Annotated in this window: 15 protein-coding genes; 8 read left to right on the top strand and 7 right to left on the bottom strand. The window is 61.4% G+C overall.

Annotated elements, in window-relative coordinates; all coding sequences use genetic code 11:
• Positions 1-92: 92 nt before the first annotated feature.
• Positions 93-1,223: a zinc-dependent alcohol dehydrogenase family protein gene (locus J3A64_RS07815; RefSeq protein WP_286176615.1), complete on the bottom strand. Its 1,131-nt coding sequence runs from the start codon at positions 1,221-1,223 to the stop codon at positions 93-95.
• A gap of 217 nt (positions 1,224-1,440) precedes the next feature.
• Here J3A64_RS07815 and J3A64_RS07810 point away from each other — a divergent pair, with 217 nt between their 5' ends.
• On the top strand, positions 1,441-1,887 hold the full coding sequence (locus J3A64_RS07810; RefSeq protein WP_210063981.1) for a universal stress protein: 447 nt from the start codon (positions 1,441-1,443) through the stop codon (positions 1,885-1,887).
• Positions 1,888-1,889: 2 nt separating this feature from the next.
• Positions 1,890-2,333 (top strand): pyridoxamine 5'-phosphate oxidase family protein, encoded by a 444-nt coding sequence (locus J3A64_RS07805; RefSeq protein WP_162486144.1) that lies wholly within the window; start codon positions 1,890-1,892, stop codon positions 2,331-2,333.
• An 82-nt stretch (positions 2,334-2,415) separates the two neighbouring features.
• On the opposite strand, the gene J3A64_RS07800 is transcribed toward J3A64_RS07805, so the two are convergent.
• The 3 genes from J3A64_RS07800 to J3A64_RS07790 form a co-directional block, all read right to left on the bottom strand.
• Complete coding sequence (locus J3A64_RS07800; RefSeq protein WP_210063980.1) at positions 2,416-3,279, bottom strand: universal stress protein; 864 nt, start codon at positions 3,277-3,279, stop codon at positions 2,416-2,418.
• A gap of 98 nt (positions 3,280-3,377) precedes the next feature.
• Entirely contained in the window at positions 3,378-4,763 is a 1,386-nt protein-coding gene (locus J3A64_RS07795; RefSeq protein WP_210063979.1) for an MBL fold metallo-hydrolase RNA specificity domain-containing protein, read from the bottom strand.
• Positions 4,764-4,893: 130 nt separating this feature from the next.
• A complete protein-coding gene (locus J3A64_RS07790) occupies positions 4,894-5,256 on the bottom strand; it encodes an SPW repeat protein (RefSeq protein ID WP_014921640.1) in 363 nt (120 codons plus the stop codon).
• A 237-nt stretch (positions 5,257-5,493) separates the two neighbouring features.
• On the opposite strand from J3A64_RS07790, the gene J3A64_RS07785 reads away from it, so the two are divergent.
• Complete coding sequence (locus J3A64_RS07785; RefSeq protein WP_014921641.1) at positions 5,494-6,192, top strand: response regulator transcription factor; 699 nt, start codon at positions 5,494-5,496, stop codon at positions 6,190-6,192.
• Between the two features lie 4 nt (positions 6,193-6,196).
• Here the strand turns inward: J3A64_RS07785 and J3A64_RS07780 are convergent, their stop codons facing one another.
• Entirely contained in the window at positions 6,197-7,912 is a 1,716-nt protein-coding gene (locus J3A64_RS07780) for a GAF domain-containing sensor histidine kinase (RefSeq protein WP_210063978.1), read from the bottom strand.
• Between the two features lie 154 nt (positions 7,913-8,066).
• On the opposite strand from J3A64_RS07780, the gene J3A64_RS07775 reads away from it, so the two are divergent.
• Genes J3A64_RS07775 through J3A64_RS07760 form a run of 4 tightly spaced genes read left to right on the top strand, consistent with a single transcriptional unit; the run spans position 8,067 to position 12,053 of the window.
• Positions 8,067-8,537, top strand: coding sequence for a pyridoxamine 5'-phosphate oxidase family protein (locus J3A64_RS07775; RefSeq protein ID WP_210063977.1), 471 nt, complete (start codon positions 8,067-8,069; stop codon positions 8,535-8,537).
• A complete protein-coding gene (locus tag J3A64_RS07770; protein ID WP_014921644.1) occupies positions 8,534-8,992 on the top strand; it encodes a pyridoxamine 5'-phosphate oxidase family protein in 459 nt (152 codons plus the stop codon). Before J3A64_RS07775 ends, J3A64_RS07770 begins: the two co-directional genes overlap by 4 nt.
• Positions 8,993-9,041: 49 nt before the next feature.
• Positions 9,042-10,109 (top strand): zinc-dependent alcohol dehydrogenase family protein, encoded by a 1,068-nt coding sequence (locus tag J3A64_RS07765; protein WP_014921645.1) that lies wholly within the window; start codon positions 9,042-9,044, stop codon positions 10,107-10,109.
• A gap of 9 nt (positions 10,110-10,118) precedes the next feature.
• Positions 10,119-12,053: a heavy metal translocating P-type ATPase gene (locus J3A64_RS07760; RefSeq protein ID WP_014921646.1), complete on the top strand. Its 1,935-nt coding sequence runs from the start codon at positions 10,119-10,121 to the stop codon at positions 12,051-12,053.
• Here J3A64_RS07760 and J3A64_RS07755 read toward each other — a convergent pair.
• Positions 11,992-12,414, bottom strand: coding sequence for a pyridoxamine 5'-phosphate oxidase family protein (locus J3A64_RS07755; protein ID WP_043470135.1), 423 nt, complete (start codon positions 12,412-12,414; stop codon positions 11,992-11,994). The two genes, J3A64_RS07760 and J3A64_RS07755, sit on opposite strands and share 62 nt — an antisense overlap.
• A gap of 211 nt (positions 12,415-12,625) precedes the next feature.
• On the opposite strand from J3A64_RS07755, the gene pta reads away from it, so the two are divergent.
• Entirely contained in the window at positions 12,626-14,701 is a 2,076-nt protein-coding gene (gene pta / locus J3A64_RS07750; RefSeq protein ID WP_043471257.1) for a phosphate acetyltransferase, read from the top strand.
• Here pta and J3A64_RS07745 read toward each other — a convergent pair.
• The gene (locus J3A64_RS07745; protein ID WP_210063976.1) at positions 14,698-15,156 is read right to left on the bottom strand and encodes a universal stress protein; all 459 of its coding nucleotides are present in this window, start codon (positions 15,154-15,156) and stop codon (positions 14,698-14,700) included. The genes pta and J3A64_RS07745 overlap by 4 nt on opposite strands.
• Positions 15,157-15,223 lie beyond the last annotated feature (67 nt).

Raw genomic sequence — 15,223 nt, 5'->3', positions numbered from 1 at the left:
ATCCGGATCCGGTCGGACGTCAACGCCCCTCTGAGGCGGTTGAGCCAGCGACGGGCAATCAGGGCCGGCAAACGCAACGCGGAAGGGTCCGTTCAATCCCACAGAATCCGTTGGTTCAGCAGTTGTTCCGGCTGGGAAAACGCCGCGAGGACGCGGAAGCGAAGCTTGAGAAACGGTTCGCTAAAAGAAAGAAGACCTAAAGCCCAGAGCACGCTGACCCGTAATGAAATCCTCAACACAGCAGCTCCAGTGATTCTGTCATTCGCGAGGTCGTCCAATGCCTGGTCAGCTGCTGCGAAGGCATATGCCGTGGTGGTGGGAATCAATGGCATGTCCGCTGCGAGGGCAAGCAATTCCGTTCCGTCACCCCTCGTGTTGGCGGTGACGCTGCGGACTTGCTTCTCGTAGAAGAGCTCGTCGGCATAGCTCATCGAGGGGATGTCGGAGAGATGGATGCCGGCAACCGCCAGAGTTCCGCCCCTGTCCAACGCCCTCATCGCGATTGGAACCAGGTCACCGACCGGTGCGAAGAGAATGGCTGAGTCCAGCTTCACGGGGGGAGCGTCGAATGCACCGCCGACGTATTCTGCCCCCAGGTTCCGGGCCAAAACCTGCGCCTCCTCCGATCGTGTCATGACGAAGACCGACGCGCCTGAATGGATTGCGATTTGCGCGGTTAGGTGGGCTGAGCCTCCGAACCCGTAGATGCCCAAGCGGCCGCCGGGGGGAAGGGCAGCCCGCTTCAGGGCGCGGTAGCCAATTATTCCGGAGCAAAGGAGCGGCGCCGCCTCCTCATCGCTGAATTGGGGAGGAATAGCGTAGGCAAAGTCCTCTCTGACTGTCATCATTTCCGCAAAGCCGCCGTCACGGTCCCAGCCCGTGAAAACCGGTCTGCTGCACAGGTTTTCGGCGCCGCGCTGACAATAGCGGCAAGTACCGCATGTGCTGCCGAGCCATGCGACACCCACCCTGTCGCCGGCTTCAAACCTACCCGTGCCAGCGCCTGATTCCACGACGATTCCCACAGCTTCATGACCTGGAACAATCCGGGAATGGCGCGGAGGGAGGTCACCTTCAGCCAGATGCAGGTCCGTGCGGCAGACTCCACACACGGTGACTTTGACCAGCAATTCGCCCTTGTCAGGTATCGGCACGTGCTTGGTCCCTTGCTCTAGCGGATGAGTCGAAGTGCTTCCTGGCCTTCCCACCCACCACGCCTTCATCATGTTTGCCATGCAATGAGCGTGATGGAGATGTGATCCGGCAGCAAGAGTCAAAGGTCCTGCAGGAAAGGGGGTGGGAAGCCTGCTCATCTCAAACGAGGTTCGGTCCGAAGGCAACGGACACCGGGGTCTCCACTGTGACCTTCGGCCCTGTTCGATGCTGTCTGTTCACGGCATTCTGACAGGAAGGAAAGTCACAAGCGCCAGGAGGACAAAGATGAGCAAGGACGGATCACCAGGGAAGATTGTTGTAGGGGTGGATGGTTCGGAGCCGTCCATCGAGGCGCTCCGCGAAGCCCAACGTTTGGCAGTCGCCTTGGGGGCAACCGTTGAGGCAATTGCGTATTGGGATTTCCCGCCAGTCTATGAGGGTTATGTGGCCGTGGGGATTACGGGATTTGAGGAGGCTGCAGGGCAAGTCCTGAAGGAGTCAGTCGAAAAGGCCTTCGGGATCGACGTGCCGGACAACGTCATTTCCCATCTGGAACAAGGCCATCCTCGGCAAGGACTGATCAAAGCCAGCCGCGGAGCAGGGATGGTAGTGGTGGGCAGGCGTGGCCACGGCGGATTCGACGGTCTATTGATGGGATCGGTCAGCTCGGCCTGCGTCGCACACGCCCATTGCCCCGTTCTTGTAGTGCACACCCCCGAAAAGGAAGCATGAAAATGAGTGTGCCCAGCCAAGAACCTGCACGCATCGATGGTGCCCGACACGTCAGCGAAGAACTCAGTGAGGTGCAATGCTGGGAGAGGCTGCGTGAGCACGACACAGGTCGGATTGGATTCGTCCACCATGGCAGGGTGATGATTTTGCCTGTCAACTACCTGGTTCACGATCATGCCATCTACTTCCGCACCTCCCTCGGAGGTTTGATTGGTGCGCCGGTGGCCCGCATGCAGACATCTTTCCAGATCGACGATGCCAGGGCTGATCGAAGCGAAGGGTGGTCGGTGTTGGTCAGCGGGTCCTCGTCCCATGTTGTTGACCGGGAGTCACTCACGCGCCTCTGGGGTCACATGACGGCAGAACCGTGGGCCGGTGGGGACAGAAGCCTCTTCATCTGCATCCAGCCCACCATCATTACAGGCAAGCACGTTTACCTCGCCTAGTCGGCAAGCAGAAAGTGCGGGCTTGCCGGGAGAACCGGTGAGCCCGCACTTTCATACCCAGCCAAGGGTACAGCCGTTGCTTTCAGTCGGAGTGCTTGACCGGGCTGATCCGCGTGATAATCGTTGGACAGGGCAATTTGGTGAGAACCGCGTGCGCTGTCGAGCCCAGCAGCAGGCGTTTGAAGCTGCCCCGTCCGCGGCTGCCGACCACCAGCAATTGTGCAGTGGCCCCGGCCGCGAGCAGTGCTTCGGCGGCCCGTGTGTGGGTATCGAGGACCTGGTGCACTACCAAATCCGGGTACTTATCTGCTAAGCCAGCAACAGTCTCGGCCAAGACCACCCGTTCTTCTTCCGTGATGACCTCGAAGTAGTTGGTGTGGGGTACATTGCGGGTTACCCATGGTTCTGGTGTGAGGAAGGCATGGAGGACAGTCAGCTCTTGGCCCTGGCGGTCGGCCTCTGCCGCGGCAAAAGCGACGGCCTGTGTGGACTCTTCGGAACCATCCACGCCGACTACAATCCCTTTGCGGTGTGTCATGTCGTGCTCACCGATGACTGCTACGGGACAACGCGCAACGGCTGCAATCTGTAAAGCGCGATCGGTCAGGGAACCGCCAGCCCAACCATGGCCGGAACCAATGACTACCATGGCGGCCTTTTTTGACCTTTTGCCCAATGCGTAGCCGGCTCCACCGGAGACGAGGTCGGTGGTGACATTGACGGTGGGCTCTATTTTGGCAGCCCGGTCCTTCGCAGCCGCAAGAAAGTTGCCGCCGGATTCCCGGATCCACTCGTTGTACCCCACAGAATCGTACGCCCAGCGGTCATCCACGGCATGGACAAGCTGTACCGGCAGCTTGAAGCTGGCCGCTCGATGCATGGCCCACCGCATGGCGGCCTCGCTGCTGGGGGAATCGTTGACACCGACGACAATTGCTTCATTCATGGCTGGGCCCGTTCTTCGTTGATGGGTTCCCCGGACGTCAGCCGGGGCTTGTTGCCAGTTTGTACCGTGTTCTTAGTGCCGGTTAGTGCCGGAAGTCCTTATTCCGGTCTGTCGATCGAGATGGTCTCTTGGTACTCCGGGACGCGTGCCTTCCAACCCAATTCGTGCTTGATGCGGAGGCGAAGCGCGTCAGATGCTTCCGGCTCGCCATGGGTGATGTACGTCATCCGTGGCGCCTGTGGGGCTGACCGCATCCAGCGGATAATGGCGTCCGAATCGGCGTGTGCACTAAAGCCTTCCAGCTGGACCACCTCCGCCTTGATCCTGACGTCCTGCCCATAGATCCTCAGTTCTCGTGCACCAGCCGCCAGCGCTGCGCCCCTGGTGCCGGCGGCCTGGTAACCACTGAGGACAATCGCGTTGTTGGGGTCGTTGCCGTAAGCCGTAAGGTGATGCAGTATCCGGCCACCCGTCAGCATCCCGCTGGCGGAGATAATGATCATGGGTCCACCCCTGAGGTTAAGGAGCTTGGAGTCGTCCGCCGAGCGGGTCATAGTGGCCACCCGGTACATGTCCTTGAATTCATCCGGGTGAAGGCGGTGTTCGTCCGGATGCTGCTGATACATATAGGAAGCATCGATGGCCATGGGGCTGTTGAGATACACGGGAATATCCGGAATGAGGCCTTTTCGGCGAAGCCGCGCCAACTGAAGCATGAGTGTCTCCGCCCGGCCAACGGCAAATGCCGCGATCAGTATGACTCCGCTGCGCTTCGCCACTCGGGAAACCACCTCGCCGAGTTCCACCTCAGAGCTACCGGCTGGGTGGGTCCTGTTGCCGTAGGTGGACTCCGTTACCAACACGTCGACGGCCTCAAGCTCCCGGGGAGGATACATGAGCGGGTCGTCGTCGCGGCCCAGGTCGCCGGTGAAATGAACGGAGTTGCCGCCCACCCGGATCTGTAGCTGCGCCGCTCCCAGGATGTGACCGGCCGGCACGAAAGTGGCCTCGACGCCGCTGCCGAGGTCCAGGGCCTCGTCGAACTCAACGGGGCGGAAACTATTGAGCGACTTCACTGCATCTGCCGCCGTATACAGGGGCAAGGCAGGAGTGTGGATGGACGATCCACGGTGGTCGGCGTACCTGGCCTCTTCTTCCTGCAGGTGTCCGCTGTCTGGCAGCAGGAGTTTGCACAGTTCGGTGGTCCCGTGTGTGGCATGGACGGGACCTCTGAAACCATCCCTCACGAGCCTGGGAACGTACCCTGTGTGGTCCAAGTGGGCATGCGTCAGCAAGACAGCGTCGATGGATGCAGGGGAGACAGGAAAAGGCTGCCTGTTCAGTAAGCGGAGGCGTTTGTAGCCTTGGAACAGCCCGCAGTCGACCAGGATTCGTGTTCCGTGGAAGTCCACAAGGTAGCGGGAGCCAGTTACGGTATCCGTGGCGCCAAGAAAGCGCAGCGTTGCGGGGTTTTTGGTGGCCATGCCGATGCTCCATCCTTAAGGCAGGGTACGGCTCCACGGGGTGAACCAAGGCCGGGCCGTTGAGGGCTGTTCACTGCCATGAAGCCATTGGCGCCGCGCGGTGACGCGGCGCCAAGCAGTGCTTTGGCGTTTATGGCGTAGACGCCACATGGTGATGCCTGTATTCCTCAGTGCTTGGCCGGATCGCCAGGGCTGTCACCACCAAGGCCACCGCCCCTGGGATCCAAGCACTCCATGCTGCGCCCGTTGCGGAGGTGAAGCCACCCACCCAAGGAGCCAGGAGGAGGGCTACTGCCACGATTGCCTGGGCCCACTCAGCGACCGGCATTCCGGGCATCGCCAGGTTCACTACTCCTCCAATGACCAGCAAGAGTCCCAACGTAACCATGATCGCCGTCGACGACCCGGCTTGTGTGGTCCACAGAACAGACAGAGCTGCATATGCGCCGGCGCCGATCACGGTGTAGTCCTGCCAACGCGTCCATTTCTTCATGGGGATCGATACTCCTTCATTTGTTCGATGCCGGGGCCGCCCACATTCTGCGAGCGGTTTCGGGTCTCCCGTTCTTCCAGCGTCGGTACAAAGGCACGTTCCCAACAGGGCCTAAAGTCACACGCACCGGCAGGGTCCTTGGGCCCTTGTGGCAGTGCCGGCCGTCAGCAAGAATTTGGCAGAGTCGCCAACACAAGCTCTCGACATCGCGGCCATCAGCCGCCGGACAGGAGAATCATGGATCGCCCAGAAACAGCCGGCCAAGGCACCGGCGTTTCCCGCGGAGAACCAATCCGCGTTTTCATCCTCGATGACCATGAGTTGGTTCGCAGAGGCCTCCAGGAACTTTTGGAAGGTGAAGGTTTCGTGGTAGTGGGCATGTCCGGTTCGGCGGAAGAAGCGACGCGCCGGATTCCCGCATTGCGTCCCGATGTCGCTGTTCTGGATGCACGGTTGCCCGACGGCACCGGAATCGAGGTCTGCCGGGACGTTCGCTCCGTTGACCCGGGTTTGAATTGCCTGATCCTCACCAGTTACGACGACGAACAGGCACTTCGCGGGGCTGTCCTTGCCGGTGCTGCCGGGTACGTCCTGAAGGAAATCGGAGGAATGGACCTGCTGGGTGCCCTGCGCAAGGCAGCCAAAGGCGAGTCGTTGTTCGATGAGGCCGTCAAGACAAGGATCATCCAGGGCCTCACGGAGCCGAAGAAGCAGGATCCCCGAGTCTCATCCCTCACACCGCAGGAGCGCAAGGTCCTGGAGTTCGTTGGACAAGGCATGACCAACCGCCAGATTGGCGAGGAAATGCTCCTGGCAGAGAAGACGGTGAAAAACTACGTCTCGTCCCTGCTGGCCAAACTAGGGTTTGAACGCCGAACCCAGGCGGCGGTCTTTATGGCCCATTCGCCCGGAGAGGACGCTGGAAACCTGCGCTGAGGGATCAGCCCAACGGGATCGACCATACCAGCGACGTACCCTTGCCTGGTGCGCTGGTGATAGTGCAGGTGCCCTTCAGTTCTGCTGCCCGGTGAGCCATGTTGGTTAGCCCGTTCCCCGGGGCGGGATCCTTGAATCCGCATCCATCGTCCACCACTTCAAGGGTCAGCCGGCCTTCGTGCAGAGCCACGGAAACATTGATGGACTGGGCTGCTGAGTGGCGCGCCGCATTGCTGAGGCTCTCTGAGACAACAGCCAGCAGGTGTTTGATCATGGTTTCGTCCGTCAGAGAATCAACGGGGCCGGCCACCGTCAGATGGGGCGCGAAGGGCAAGGATTTGGCACCCGCTTGAATCGATTGGAGGATGCGGCCGCTCAACGGTTCCCGTTCGTGGGTGCTGGCTTGAAGGGAGTAGATGGTGTTTCGGAGATCGCGGATGCTGGTGTCCAGTTCTTCGGTGACGGAGTCGATCCTGTTCAGGGCAGATTCGCCCGTCGTAAAACGGCGGAGGCTCTGGATACTCAACCCTGCCGCGAAAAGCCGTTGAATCACCAGGTCGTGGAGATCCCGGGCGATCCTGTCCCGGTCCGAGAACACCATCACTTGTTCACGGAGCCTGTGGATACGTTCCAGTGCCAAAGCTAGTGCCACGTGTGAGCCGAAGACCGCCCCCATCTCCACATCCGTCTTGGAAAAGTTTCCTTTGTCTGGATCACGGGCCAGGACCAAGAGGCCATGATGGGCTCCTTGGGCGCTGAGGTCGATGATCAGGAGCTTCGCTGGCCCTGCAGTTCCCGCAATACCGAGGAGTTCCCTGGAATCATCCAGGCAAACGGGCTTCCCATTTCGTTCGACTCCTCGAATTTCAGGGGCCTCCATGGGCAATGACATGCCAGCGAACTCAGCGCCGGGTTCCCCTGCCGTACCCGCCACTACATACGGCCCTCCCGGTGAAGAGGGGACAAGAATCAAGGCGAGACGGGATGCGGACTCCTGCAAAGCCCTTCCAGCGATCAGGTCCAGTGCCGAGTCCTCAGCCTGCTCCGTCTGGCCCCCGCCGAGCATTCTTCCAGTGACGTCCATGCAGGCCTCGAGCCAGGATGCCCGACGTCTGGCGTCTTCATACAGCCGGGCGTTCTCAATTGCCACGCCAGCCGCCGCAGCCAAAGCCACGGCAAGGTCCTCATCCTCCGGGGTGAAGTCCCCACCACCATCCTTTTCGGTTAGGTAGAGGTTCCCGAACACCACGTCCCTGACCCGCACGGGAACTCCGAGGAACGACTTCATGGGCGGGTGGTGTGGGGGAAATCCATAGGCTTTAGGGTGTTGGCCCAGATCGTGAAGGCGAAGTGGCGCAGGCTCGGTGATGAGCAGGCCGAGTACACCGTGCCCCGTCGGGAGGGGGCCGATGCGTTTGGCGAGCTCGCCGTCTATCCCCACGGTGATGAAATGACTGAGCGCGTTGTCCTCGCCAATGACGCCCAACGCACCGTAGCGTGCCCCAAGCAGCTGGCAGGCAGAGGTCACCACGCGGTCCAGCACCGCTTCCAGACTCAGGTCTTCCGCTACGGCGACAACTGCTTCGAGTAGACCCCGCGTTCGTTCCTGTGCCTGCAAAAGCTCCCCGGCGCGCCCAACGAAGTCCTTCAACAGGTCATCAATCGGGATCCGCACTTCAGGTTTCGGCTGGCGGGGCTCAGGAGGTTCGGATTCGTTCACCAATGCCTTTCGAAGAATGCATGAAATCCTGCGTTGGGGCCGGAAGGCTCCTTGCTGCCAGACTACTCCGGCGCTTATTAACCGGCTACCGCGCCGGGCGCGTGCGGGCCTTTGTGCCCTGTTGTCCCGGCGTGACCAGGCCTACGGTCTAACCATGACGAATAAACCTACGGTTCCGGAAGCTGAGATCCTGGACAACAAGCAGTGTTGGGAGCTGCTGCGCAGTGTCTCAGTGGGACGCCTCGCAGTCTGGGCGCAGGACCATCCCGACATCTTTCCCGTCAATTACAAAGCAGACCACGGCACGCTGGTCTTCCGCACTGGCGAAGGGAGTAAGCTCCACGCTGCCCTCAGCGCCACACCGGTAGCGCTGGAAGCCGACGGAGTAGACCCAACGTCGGGAATCGCGTGGAGTGTTGTGGTCAAAGGCGGGGCAGAGAGCACCAAGCTGACCCAGGAGGTGCTGGACACCGTCGGTCTGCTGCTTTTCCCGTGGCAGTCCGGGCGGAAGGACCATTTTGTCCGGATCGTTCCCACCTCGTTGACCGGGCGCCGCTTCAAAGTGACACCGCCGCTGACGTGGTGGAGTCCGCTCGACGACGCCACCAGGGCGGGTTTGGAATGAAAACACAGCCAAGTGCCGCCGTCGAACGGCTCGCCCCGGACGAATGCTGGGACCTGTTGGCACAGACCAACGTTGGCCGTCTGGCCGTCCTGGTGGACGGACATCCCGATATCTTTCCAGTGAACTATGTGCTGGATGGTGACAGCATTGTGTTTCGAACCGGTGCGGGCACCAAGTTTTGGAGCACACTGAGAACCCCTTGCGCCCTGGAAAGTGATGGCTACTTCAGCGGAAAGGCATGGAGCGTGGTTGTCCGAGGGCAGACACACCTGATACTCGACCGTCAGGAAAGAGCCGACGTCGACGCCTTGGGACTGGATCCCTGGCAACCAGGCGCCAAGGACTGCTATCTGAGGCTAACTCCGAATGCTGTCACGGGGCGGCGGTTCAAAACCACCCGGCCAGACCTCTGGGGGACCCCCTTGAACGACGCCCGCCTGGGCGACTTCCACTAGTACCCACGCCCGGTGTGTCAGCCTGGCATAACAAGGACGGAACAACACCATGAAGGCGCTCGTCTACGGTGGCCCCGGCGAAAAGTCCTGGACGGATGTTCCGGATCCCGTCATTCTTCAGGCCACCGACGCAATCGTGCGCATCGACACCACCACCATTTGCGGTACAGATCTGCACATCCTCAAAGGAGACGTCCCTGCGGTCCAGCCAGGACGCATCCTCGGGCACGAAGGGGTGGGAACCGTCACCGATGTTGGGAGTTCGGTCAGCTCACTCCGCCGGGGCGACCGAGTGATCATCTCGTGTATCAAGTCATGTGGGCATTGCGGCAATTGCAGGAAGGGCCTGTTCTCCCACTGCCTCGGTGACGAAGGACAAGCGGGAACCGGCTGGATTTTCGGCCACCTCATCGACGGTACGCAGGCCGAATTCGTCCGGGTTCCCTATGCAGAAAACTCCTTGCACAAACTGCCCCACGGCGTCACCGACGACGAAGCCGTGATGCTCTCCGACATCCTGCCCACGGCCTTCGAAATCGGAGTCCAGGCCGGGCACGTGGCCCCGGGTGACGTCGTGGCCATTGTGGGGGCAGGGCCCATCGGCCTCGCAGCCATGGCAACAGCCGGGCTCCACGGTGCAGCCACGGTAGTGGCCATAGATCCCGACGAGGGCCGGCTCGCCAAGTCCCGTGACTTCGGAGCCACGCACACGGTCAACCCCACCAAGCCCGAATGGATTGCGGAAGTTCTCACCCTCACCGACGGGGCTGGGGTGGACGTGTCCATGGAAGCAGTGGGAATACCGGAGACCTTTGACATGGCCTTACGCCTGGTCCGCCCCGGCGGGCACGTGGCCAACATCGGTGTCCACGGCAAGCCAGTCCGACTGCCCCTCCAGGATCTGTGGATTCAAAACATCAACATCAGCATGGGACTGGTCAACACCAACACCACCCCGATGCTGCTTCGCCTGGTGGCACAACACAAGCTCCCCGCTGATAAGTTCGCTACCCATCATTTCGGCCTGGAACAAATCATTGATGCCTATGACACGTTCTCGCGCGCGGCGGAAACAGGTGCCCTGAAAGTTGTTCTCAACCGCACCCCTCACGACTGATCAGCGGACATGACACGGCACCTGCTGCACTCGGCCTTGCGCTTTCCGTTAGTGACAGCAACCTTTGTGGTGCTCGTCGCCGTCGCGGTCCTGACAGTCATCGGACTGATACCGGCGGCCCAAGGGCTGGCGAGCATCTTCGCCCTCAGTGTTGCCCTCTACCGGGCAGGCACCATGATCAAAGGGCTCCTGCACGGACGCTGGGGCATTGATCTCCTGGCCGTGATGGCCATTTGCTCGACAGTTGCGGTGGGGGAATACCTGGCATCCCTCATAGTGGTTCTGATGCTGACAGGCGGCGAGGCGCTGGAACAATTTGCCCAAGGCCGCGCCACCAGGGAGCTCCGTGCGCTCCTGGACCGGTCCCCGCGCAACGCGCACCGCGAACGGCCCGGAATGCCCGTGGAGGATATCCTGGTGGATGCCGTGGTTCCGGGAGACGTGCTGCTGGTCAGGCCGTCAGAGTTGGTTCCGGTGGACGGTACCTTGCTGTCCGACGTCGGAATCTTTGATGAGTCAGCGCTGACAGGCGAAAGCCTGCCTGCAGAGCGAACCAAGGGCGACTTGCTGCTCAGCGGCACTGTCAACGGGGCCGATGCCGTGCGTATGAAGGCCACGGCCACCGCAGCGGATTCGCAGTACAGCCAAATAGTTGCCTTGGTTCAGGAAGCCGCGGCAAGCCGTGCGCCGACGGTACGGCTTGCCGACAAATATGCTGTGCCGTTCACTCTGGTCGCCTTGGTGCTGGCCGGCGCTGCGTGGTTCTTCAGCCAGGATCCACGACGGTTCGCTGAGGTTCTGGTGGTAGCCACCCCGTGCCCTTTGCTGATTGCTGCACCCGTCGCGTTCCTCGCGGGGACCAGCAGGGCCGCACATGCCGGCATCATCATCAAAAACGCGGGGACGCTTGAGCAACTCAGTAGAGTCAAGACCGCCGTCTTCGACAAGACAGGGACCCTCACACAAGGCAACCCCTCCTTGGCTGGAATCCGGGTGGCCCCAGCCTCACATCTGTCCGAAGACGCCCTGCTGCAGTTGGCCGCCTCCGCCGAGCAGTATTCCACGCACGTCCTGGCTGCTTCAGTCATGGCAGAAGCCCGAGCGCGCAGCCTGGTACTTATACCGGCAACGGGCGCGAGTGAACATGCAACCAACGGTGTCACGGCCGACTGCGGAAGCCACCACGTAGTGGTCGGAAAACCCGCTTACGTCGGCTCCCTGGTGAGCGGCTTCGACAAGACGACACTGCCCGGAGGCCATCTTGGGATCTACGTCGGCGTGGATGGGCGGTTTGCCGGCACTCTGATCATGAGCGATCCATTGCGCCCAAACGCGAAGAACACCCTGACGGAACTTCGGAGGCTCGGGATCGCGGAGACGATGCTCCTGACCGGAGACGCTGCGACGACAGCCCGACACATCGCTACGGAAGCGGGCATCAGCAACGTCATGGCCGAATGCCTGCCGGCTGACAAAGTCAATGCTGTCGCGGCCCTTCCGCTCAGGCCCGTGATGATGGTGGGCGACGGCGTCAACGACGCTCCCGTACTGGCAGCGGCCGACGTCGGTATCGCCATGGGTGCCAAAGGTGCCACTGCGGCCAGCGAGTCCGCGGACGTGGTGATTATGGTTGACGACTTGTCCAAGGCCGCCGTCGCTGTAGGCATCGGGCAGCGTACGCTTCGAATCGCCCGGACCAGCATTTGGACCGGGATACTGCTGAGCCTCGGTCTGATGGTGATGGCAACGTTTGGCATGATTCCGGCCGTCGCCGGGGCGCTGCTCCAGGAGCTGGTGGATCTTGCCACCATTCTCAATGCCCTCCGGGCTTTGGGTCCCGGACGGACTGTTGTGCCCGCACGCTCTGGGGAGGTCCGTGAGGTCAGTACCGCTCCGGCTCGTCACCAAGTTCAAAGTGGCGGCCATGGACCCGGGTGGGAGTGATCTCCACGTAGGTGTATTTACGCGTCGGAATCCAAGGCTTCAGGGGAAGCTTGTCCGCTTCGTCGATCTCCGACTGCGACTCGATCACCCTGGCAGTCCCCTTAAGGACAACACTCCAGGCTTCGGCGTCGACGATCTCCTCAACTTCGAAGGCAACCTTCTCATTGACGGTCAGTTCGGCGAGCTTTGTTCCGGGATTCGTCCTCAGCAGCAGCCGCTGGTTGTGGGCGATGAAATTAAGTGGGTAGATGTCCGGTTCACCCAGGACGCTGACAGCCAAGCGACCATGCTGGTTACGTTCCAGGACCTTCCATGAGTCGGCTTCGGTGAGGACGGTTCCGGGGCGTTCGTCGGTTTCCATGGTCTGTGTCTCCTGCGTGGGGTGGTGGCTGCTGGCGGATCGCCACGTCGCCGTTGGTTCGATGCTCCCGAGCCTATGGCTGGCTTCCTGCCCCCAACAGAGTCCAAGGTCCCGTGGGCGAAAGCAGCCATCATGACCTTCGACTCTGGCATTGAGGGTCTGCGGGGTGGAACCTGTGAAGCATCGGATGATCGGCCCGAAAGGTTACATCATGGTCCAAGGCGTATATGTTTTGTCCGTCGCACCCGAAGCCGGGAAGTCACTCGTGGTCTTGGGGCTGGCTGACGCGTTGCACCGCAGAACAGGCCGCCTGGGATTCTACCGCCCAATCGTGAACGGAACAGATCCGGCCGACGACCCGCTGCTTCGGATGCTTCACCGGCTGTACAAGATGGAGTCATTCCGCTGCAAGGGCGGAATGACTTTGGCGGATGCCCGGTCGGCACTATCGGCAGGCCGCGAGGACGAGGTTGTTTCCCGGGCGCTCGAGGAGTACGGACGCATCGCCGAAGAATGTGACGTGGTTGTGGTGGACGGTTCGGACCTGAGGAGCCCGGAACCCGGGAGGGAATTCGACCTGAACGCTCAATTGGCCAACAATCTAGGCCTGCCGGTGCTCGCTGTCATCGGGGCCCAGGGCTTGAGTCCTCGGGAGACCGCACAGGCTGTGGCGGACGCGTCACGGCAACTGGAAGCAGCCAGAAGCACGGTGTTGTCGGTGGTGGTCAACCGCGCCGAGCCGACAGCCATCGACACAGTCCGGGGCGCTGTTCGGACAACTACTGGAAGGCCCCCAAGCTATGTGATTCCCGAGGTCGCTGAAATATCGGCGCCCACTGCGGCTGATGTGGCGATGTCGTTGTCCCTTGAACGGATCTCGGGCAGCGCAGAGCTGGACCGGAACGTGGGCAGCACGAAAGTGGCTGCGATGAACGTAGAGAACTTCCTTCGGCTGCTCGAGCCCGGAAACCTGGTGATTGTTCCCGGGGATCGCACAGACATCGTCATGGCTTGCACGGCCTCGGCCTTGTCACCGGACCTGCCCACACCGTCCGGAGTCATCCTGACCGATGGCCTGGTCCCTGCCAGCTACGTGCTGCCATTTGTGGCACATGCGCCATTCCCCGTCTTCGCTGAAACTGCGGATACCTACACTACAGCTCAACGGGTCTCGCACGTCCGCAGCGAGATCCACACCGGAGAAAGCCGCCGGGTGGCCGCCGCTCTGGGCATCTGGGCTCGCTCCATTGACGAAAAGGAGCTGCTGGAACGTCTGGCGCTCCCGCGTCCGGCGACCATGACGCCGCTGCGCTTCCTCAATGACCTCGTGGAACGCGCCCGCCAGCAGAAGAAACGTATCGTTCTGGCTGAGGGCACAGATAGCCGGGTGTTGCGTGCGGCGGAGATTCTGCGCCGCCGGGATGTGTGCCACGTGACGCTTCTTGGGAACCCCTCGGCGGTCCGGGAGCTTGCCGAAGCCGAAGGTATCGAGGTGGGTGGCATCACCATCGTCGACCCCGCCCATTCGCCATTACGTGAGCGATTCGCGATGGAATATCAGCGCTTGCGTGCCCACAAAGGCGTGATCTTGGAACGGGCCAGGGAAGTCATGCTCGATGGCGCCTACTTTGGCACCATGATGGTCCACCTGGGGGAGGCCGACGGGATGGTCTCCGGAGCGGCGCACACCACGGCCAACACGATTCGGCCGGCGTTGGAATTCATGAAGAGCCAGCATGGCAACGGACTGGTGTCCTCGGTGTTCTTTATGCTGTTTCCTGACCGCGTGCTGGTGTACGGGGATTGCGCCGTGGTGCCGGATCCAACGGACCGGCAACTGGCGGACATTGCGCTCGCATCGGCGACGACGGCGGCGCAGTTCGGCGTAGAGCCCAGGGTGGCTATGTTGTCGTACTCTACTGGCGTATCCGGCGCCGGAACGGCCGTGGACAAGGTCAAGCGTGCCACGGACATGGTGGCGGCGGCCCGGCCGGACCTTGCGGTGGACGGGCCTATACAGTACGACGCCGCGGTGGATGCAGTTATCGCGAGTTCAAAGTTGCCGTCATCTGCTGTCGCGGGAAGGGCGACAGTCTTCGTCTTCCCTGACCTGAACACAGGCAACAACACCTATAAGGCCGTGGAGCAGTCTTCCGGTGCTGTCGCCGTCGGGCCCATCCTTCAGGGGCTCCGCAAACCCATCAACGACCTGTCCAGGGGATCGACGATCGAAGACATCATTAACACTGTCGCCATCACCGCTGTCCAAGCGCAGGGGTACAGCTAGCCCTGGTCGTCCTGAGTTACCACAAGGACGGGGCAAAGCGCGTGGGCCGAGCAAGCCCGGCTGACGGATCCCAGGGGCTGATTGAGGAAACCACCGGAGCCCCGCCTCCCCACCACAAGTAGTTGTGCCCCATGGCCTTCTTCGACAAGAACCTTTGCCGGTTCGCCGAACTTGACCGTCACTGTTAGATCCTTGGGGCGGTCTGCACCGAAGGCTCGTGCCAAGGCCTCATCGACCAGCCGCTTGGCGGTATCTTCCAACTCCGAGGTGAACCGGGTCAATTCGGGCTCAAAGCGGGATGCCATGAAGTAGTCGGACATTCCAATACAGGTGATCACCTCCAGGGGGCCTCCCAACGCAGCTGCCATGCGACCGGCCATCTGCAGGGTGTTGGAGGAATATTCGGATCCATCGACACCGACAACGATCCGATCAGAGCGCGGGTGTGTATTCATGGGACCAGCCTGCTCTTCCGTCTGGCGGCGCCACTAGGGTCGAAGGGCACGGATCCGGCAAGCTGCC

The sequence above is a fragment of the Pseudarthrobacter sp. PvP004 genome, from assembly GCF_017876035.1.
Lineage (GTDB): Bacteria > Actinomycetota > Actinomycetes > Actinomycetales > Micrococcaceae > Arthrobacter > Arthrobacter aurescens_A.
This window is presented reverse-complemented; position numbering and strand designations above follow the sequence as displayed.

What these genes read in the sequence shown, in the direction of transcription:
- J3A64_RS07805 (WP_162486144.1), top strand. Translation starts at nt 1,890, where the DNA reads ATGAGTGTGCCCAGCCAAGAACCTGCACGCATCGATGGTGCCCGACAC.
- J3A64_RS07755 (WP_043470135.1), bottom strand. Translation starts at nt 12,414, where the DNA reads ATGGAAACCGACGAACGCCCCGGAACCGTCCTCACCGAAGCCGACTCA.
- J3A64_RS07770 (WP_014921644.1), top strand. Translation starts at nt 8,534, where the DNA reads ATGAAAACACAGCCAAGTGCCGCCGTCGAACGGCTCGCCCCGGACGAA.
- J3A64_RS07800 (WP_210063980.1), bottom strand. Translation starts at nt 3,279, where the DNA reads ATGAATGAAGCAATTGTCGTCGGTGTCAACGATTCCCCCAGCAGCGAG.
- J3A64_RS07745 (WP_210063976.1), bottom strand. Translation starts at nt 15,156, where the DNA reads ATGAATACACACCCGCGCTCTGATCGGATCGTTGTCGGTGTCGATGGA.
- J3A64_RS07790 (WP_014921640.1), bottom strand. Translation starts at nt 5,256, where the DNA reads ATGAAGAAATGGACGCGTTGGCAGGACTACACCGTGATCGGCGCCGGC.
- J3A64_RS07815 (WP_286176615.1), bottom strand. Translation starts at nt 1,223, where the DNA reads ATGAAGGCGTGGTGGGTGGGAAGGCCAGGAAGCACTTCGACTCATCCG.
- J3A64_RS07775 (WP_210063977.1), top strand. Translation starts at nt 8,067, where the DNA reads ATGACGAATAAACCTACGGTTCCGGAAGCTGAGATCCTGGACAACAAG.
- pta (WP_043471257.1), top strand. Translation starts at nt 12,626, where the DNA reads ATGGTCCAAGGCGTATATGTTTTGTCCGTCGCACCCGAAGCCGGGAAG.
- J3A64_RS07765 (WP_014921645.1), top strand. Translation starts at nt 9,042, where the DNA reads ATGAAGGCGCTCGTCTACGGTGGCCCCGGCGAAAAGTCCTGGACGGAT.
- J3A64_RS07810 (WP_210063981.1), top strand. Translation starts at nt 1,441, where the DNA reads ATGAGCAAGGACGGATCACCAGGGAAGATTGTTGTAGGGGTGGATGGT.
- J3A64_RS07785 (WP_014921641.1), top strand. Translation starts at nt 5,494, where the DNA reads ATGGATCGCCCAGAAACAGCCGGCCAAGGCACCGGCGTTTCCCGCGGA.
- J3A64_RS07760 (WP_014921646.1), top strand. Translation starts at nt 10,119, where the DNA reads ATGACACGGCACCTGCTGCACTCGGCCTTGCGCTTTCCGTTAGTGACA.
- J3A64_RS07795 (WP_210063979.1), bottom strand. Translation starts at nt 4,763, where the DNA reads ATGGCCACCAAAAACCCCGCAACGCTGCGCTTTCTTGGCGCCACGGAT.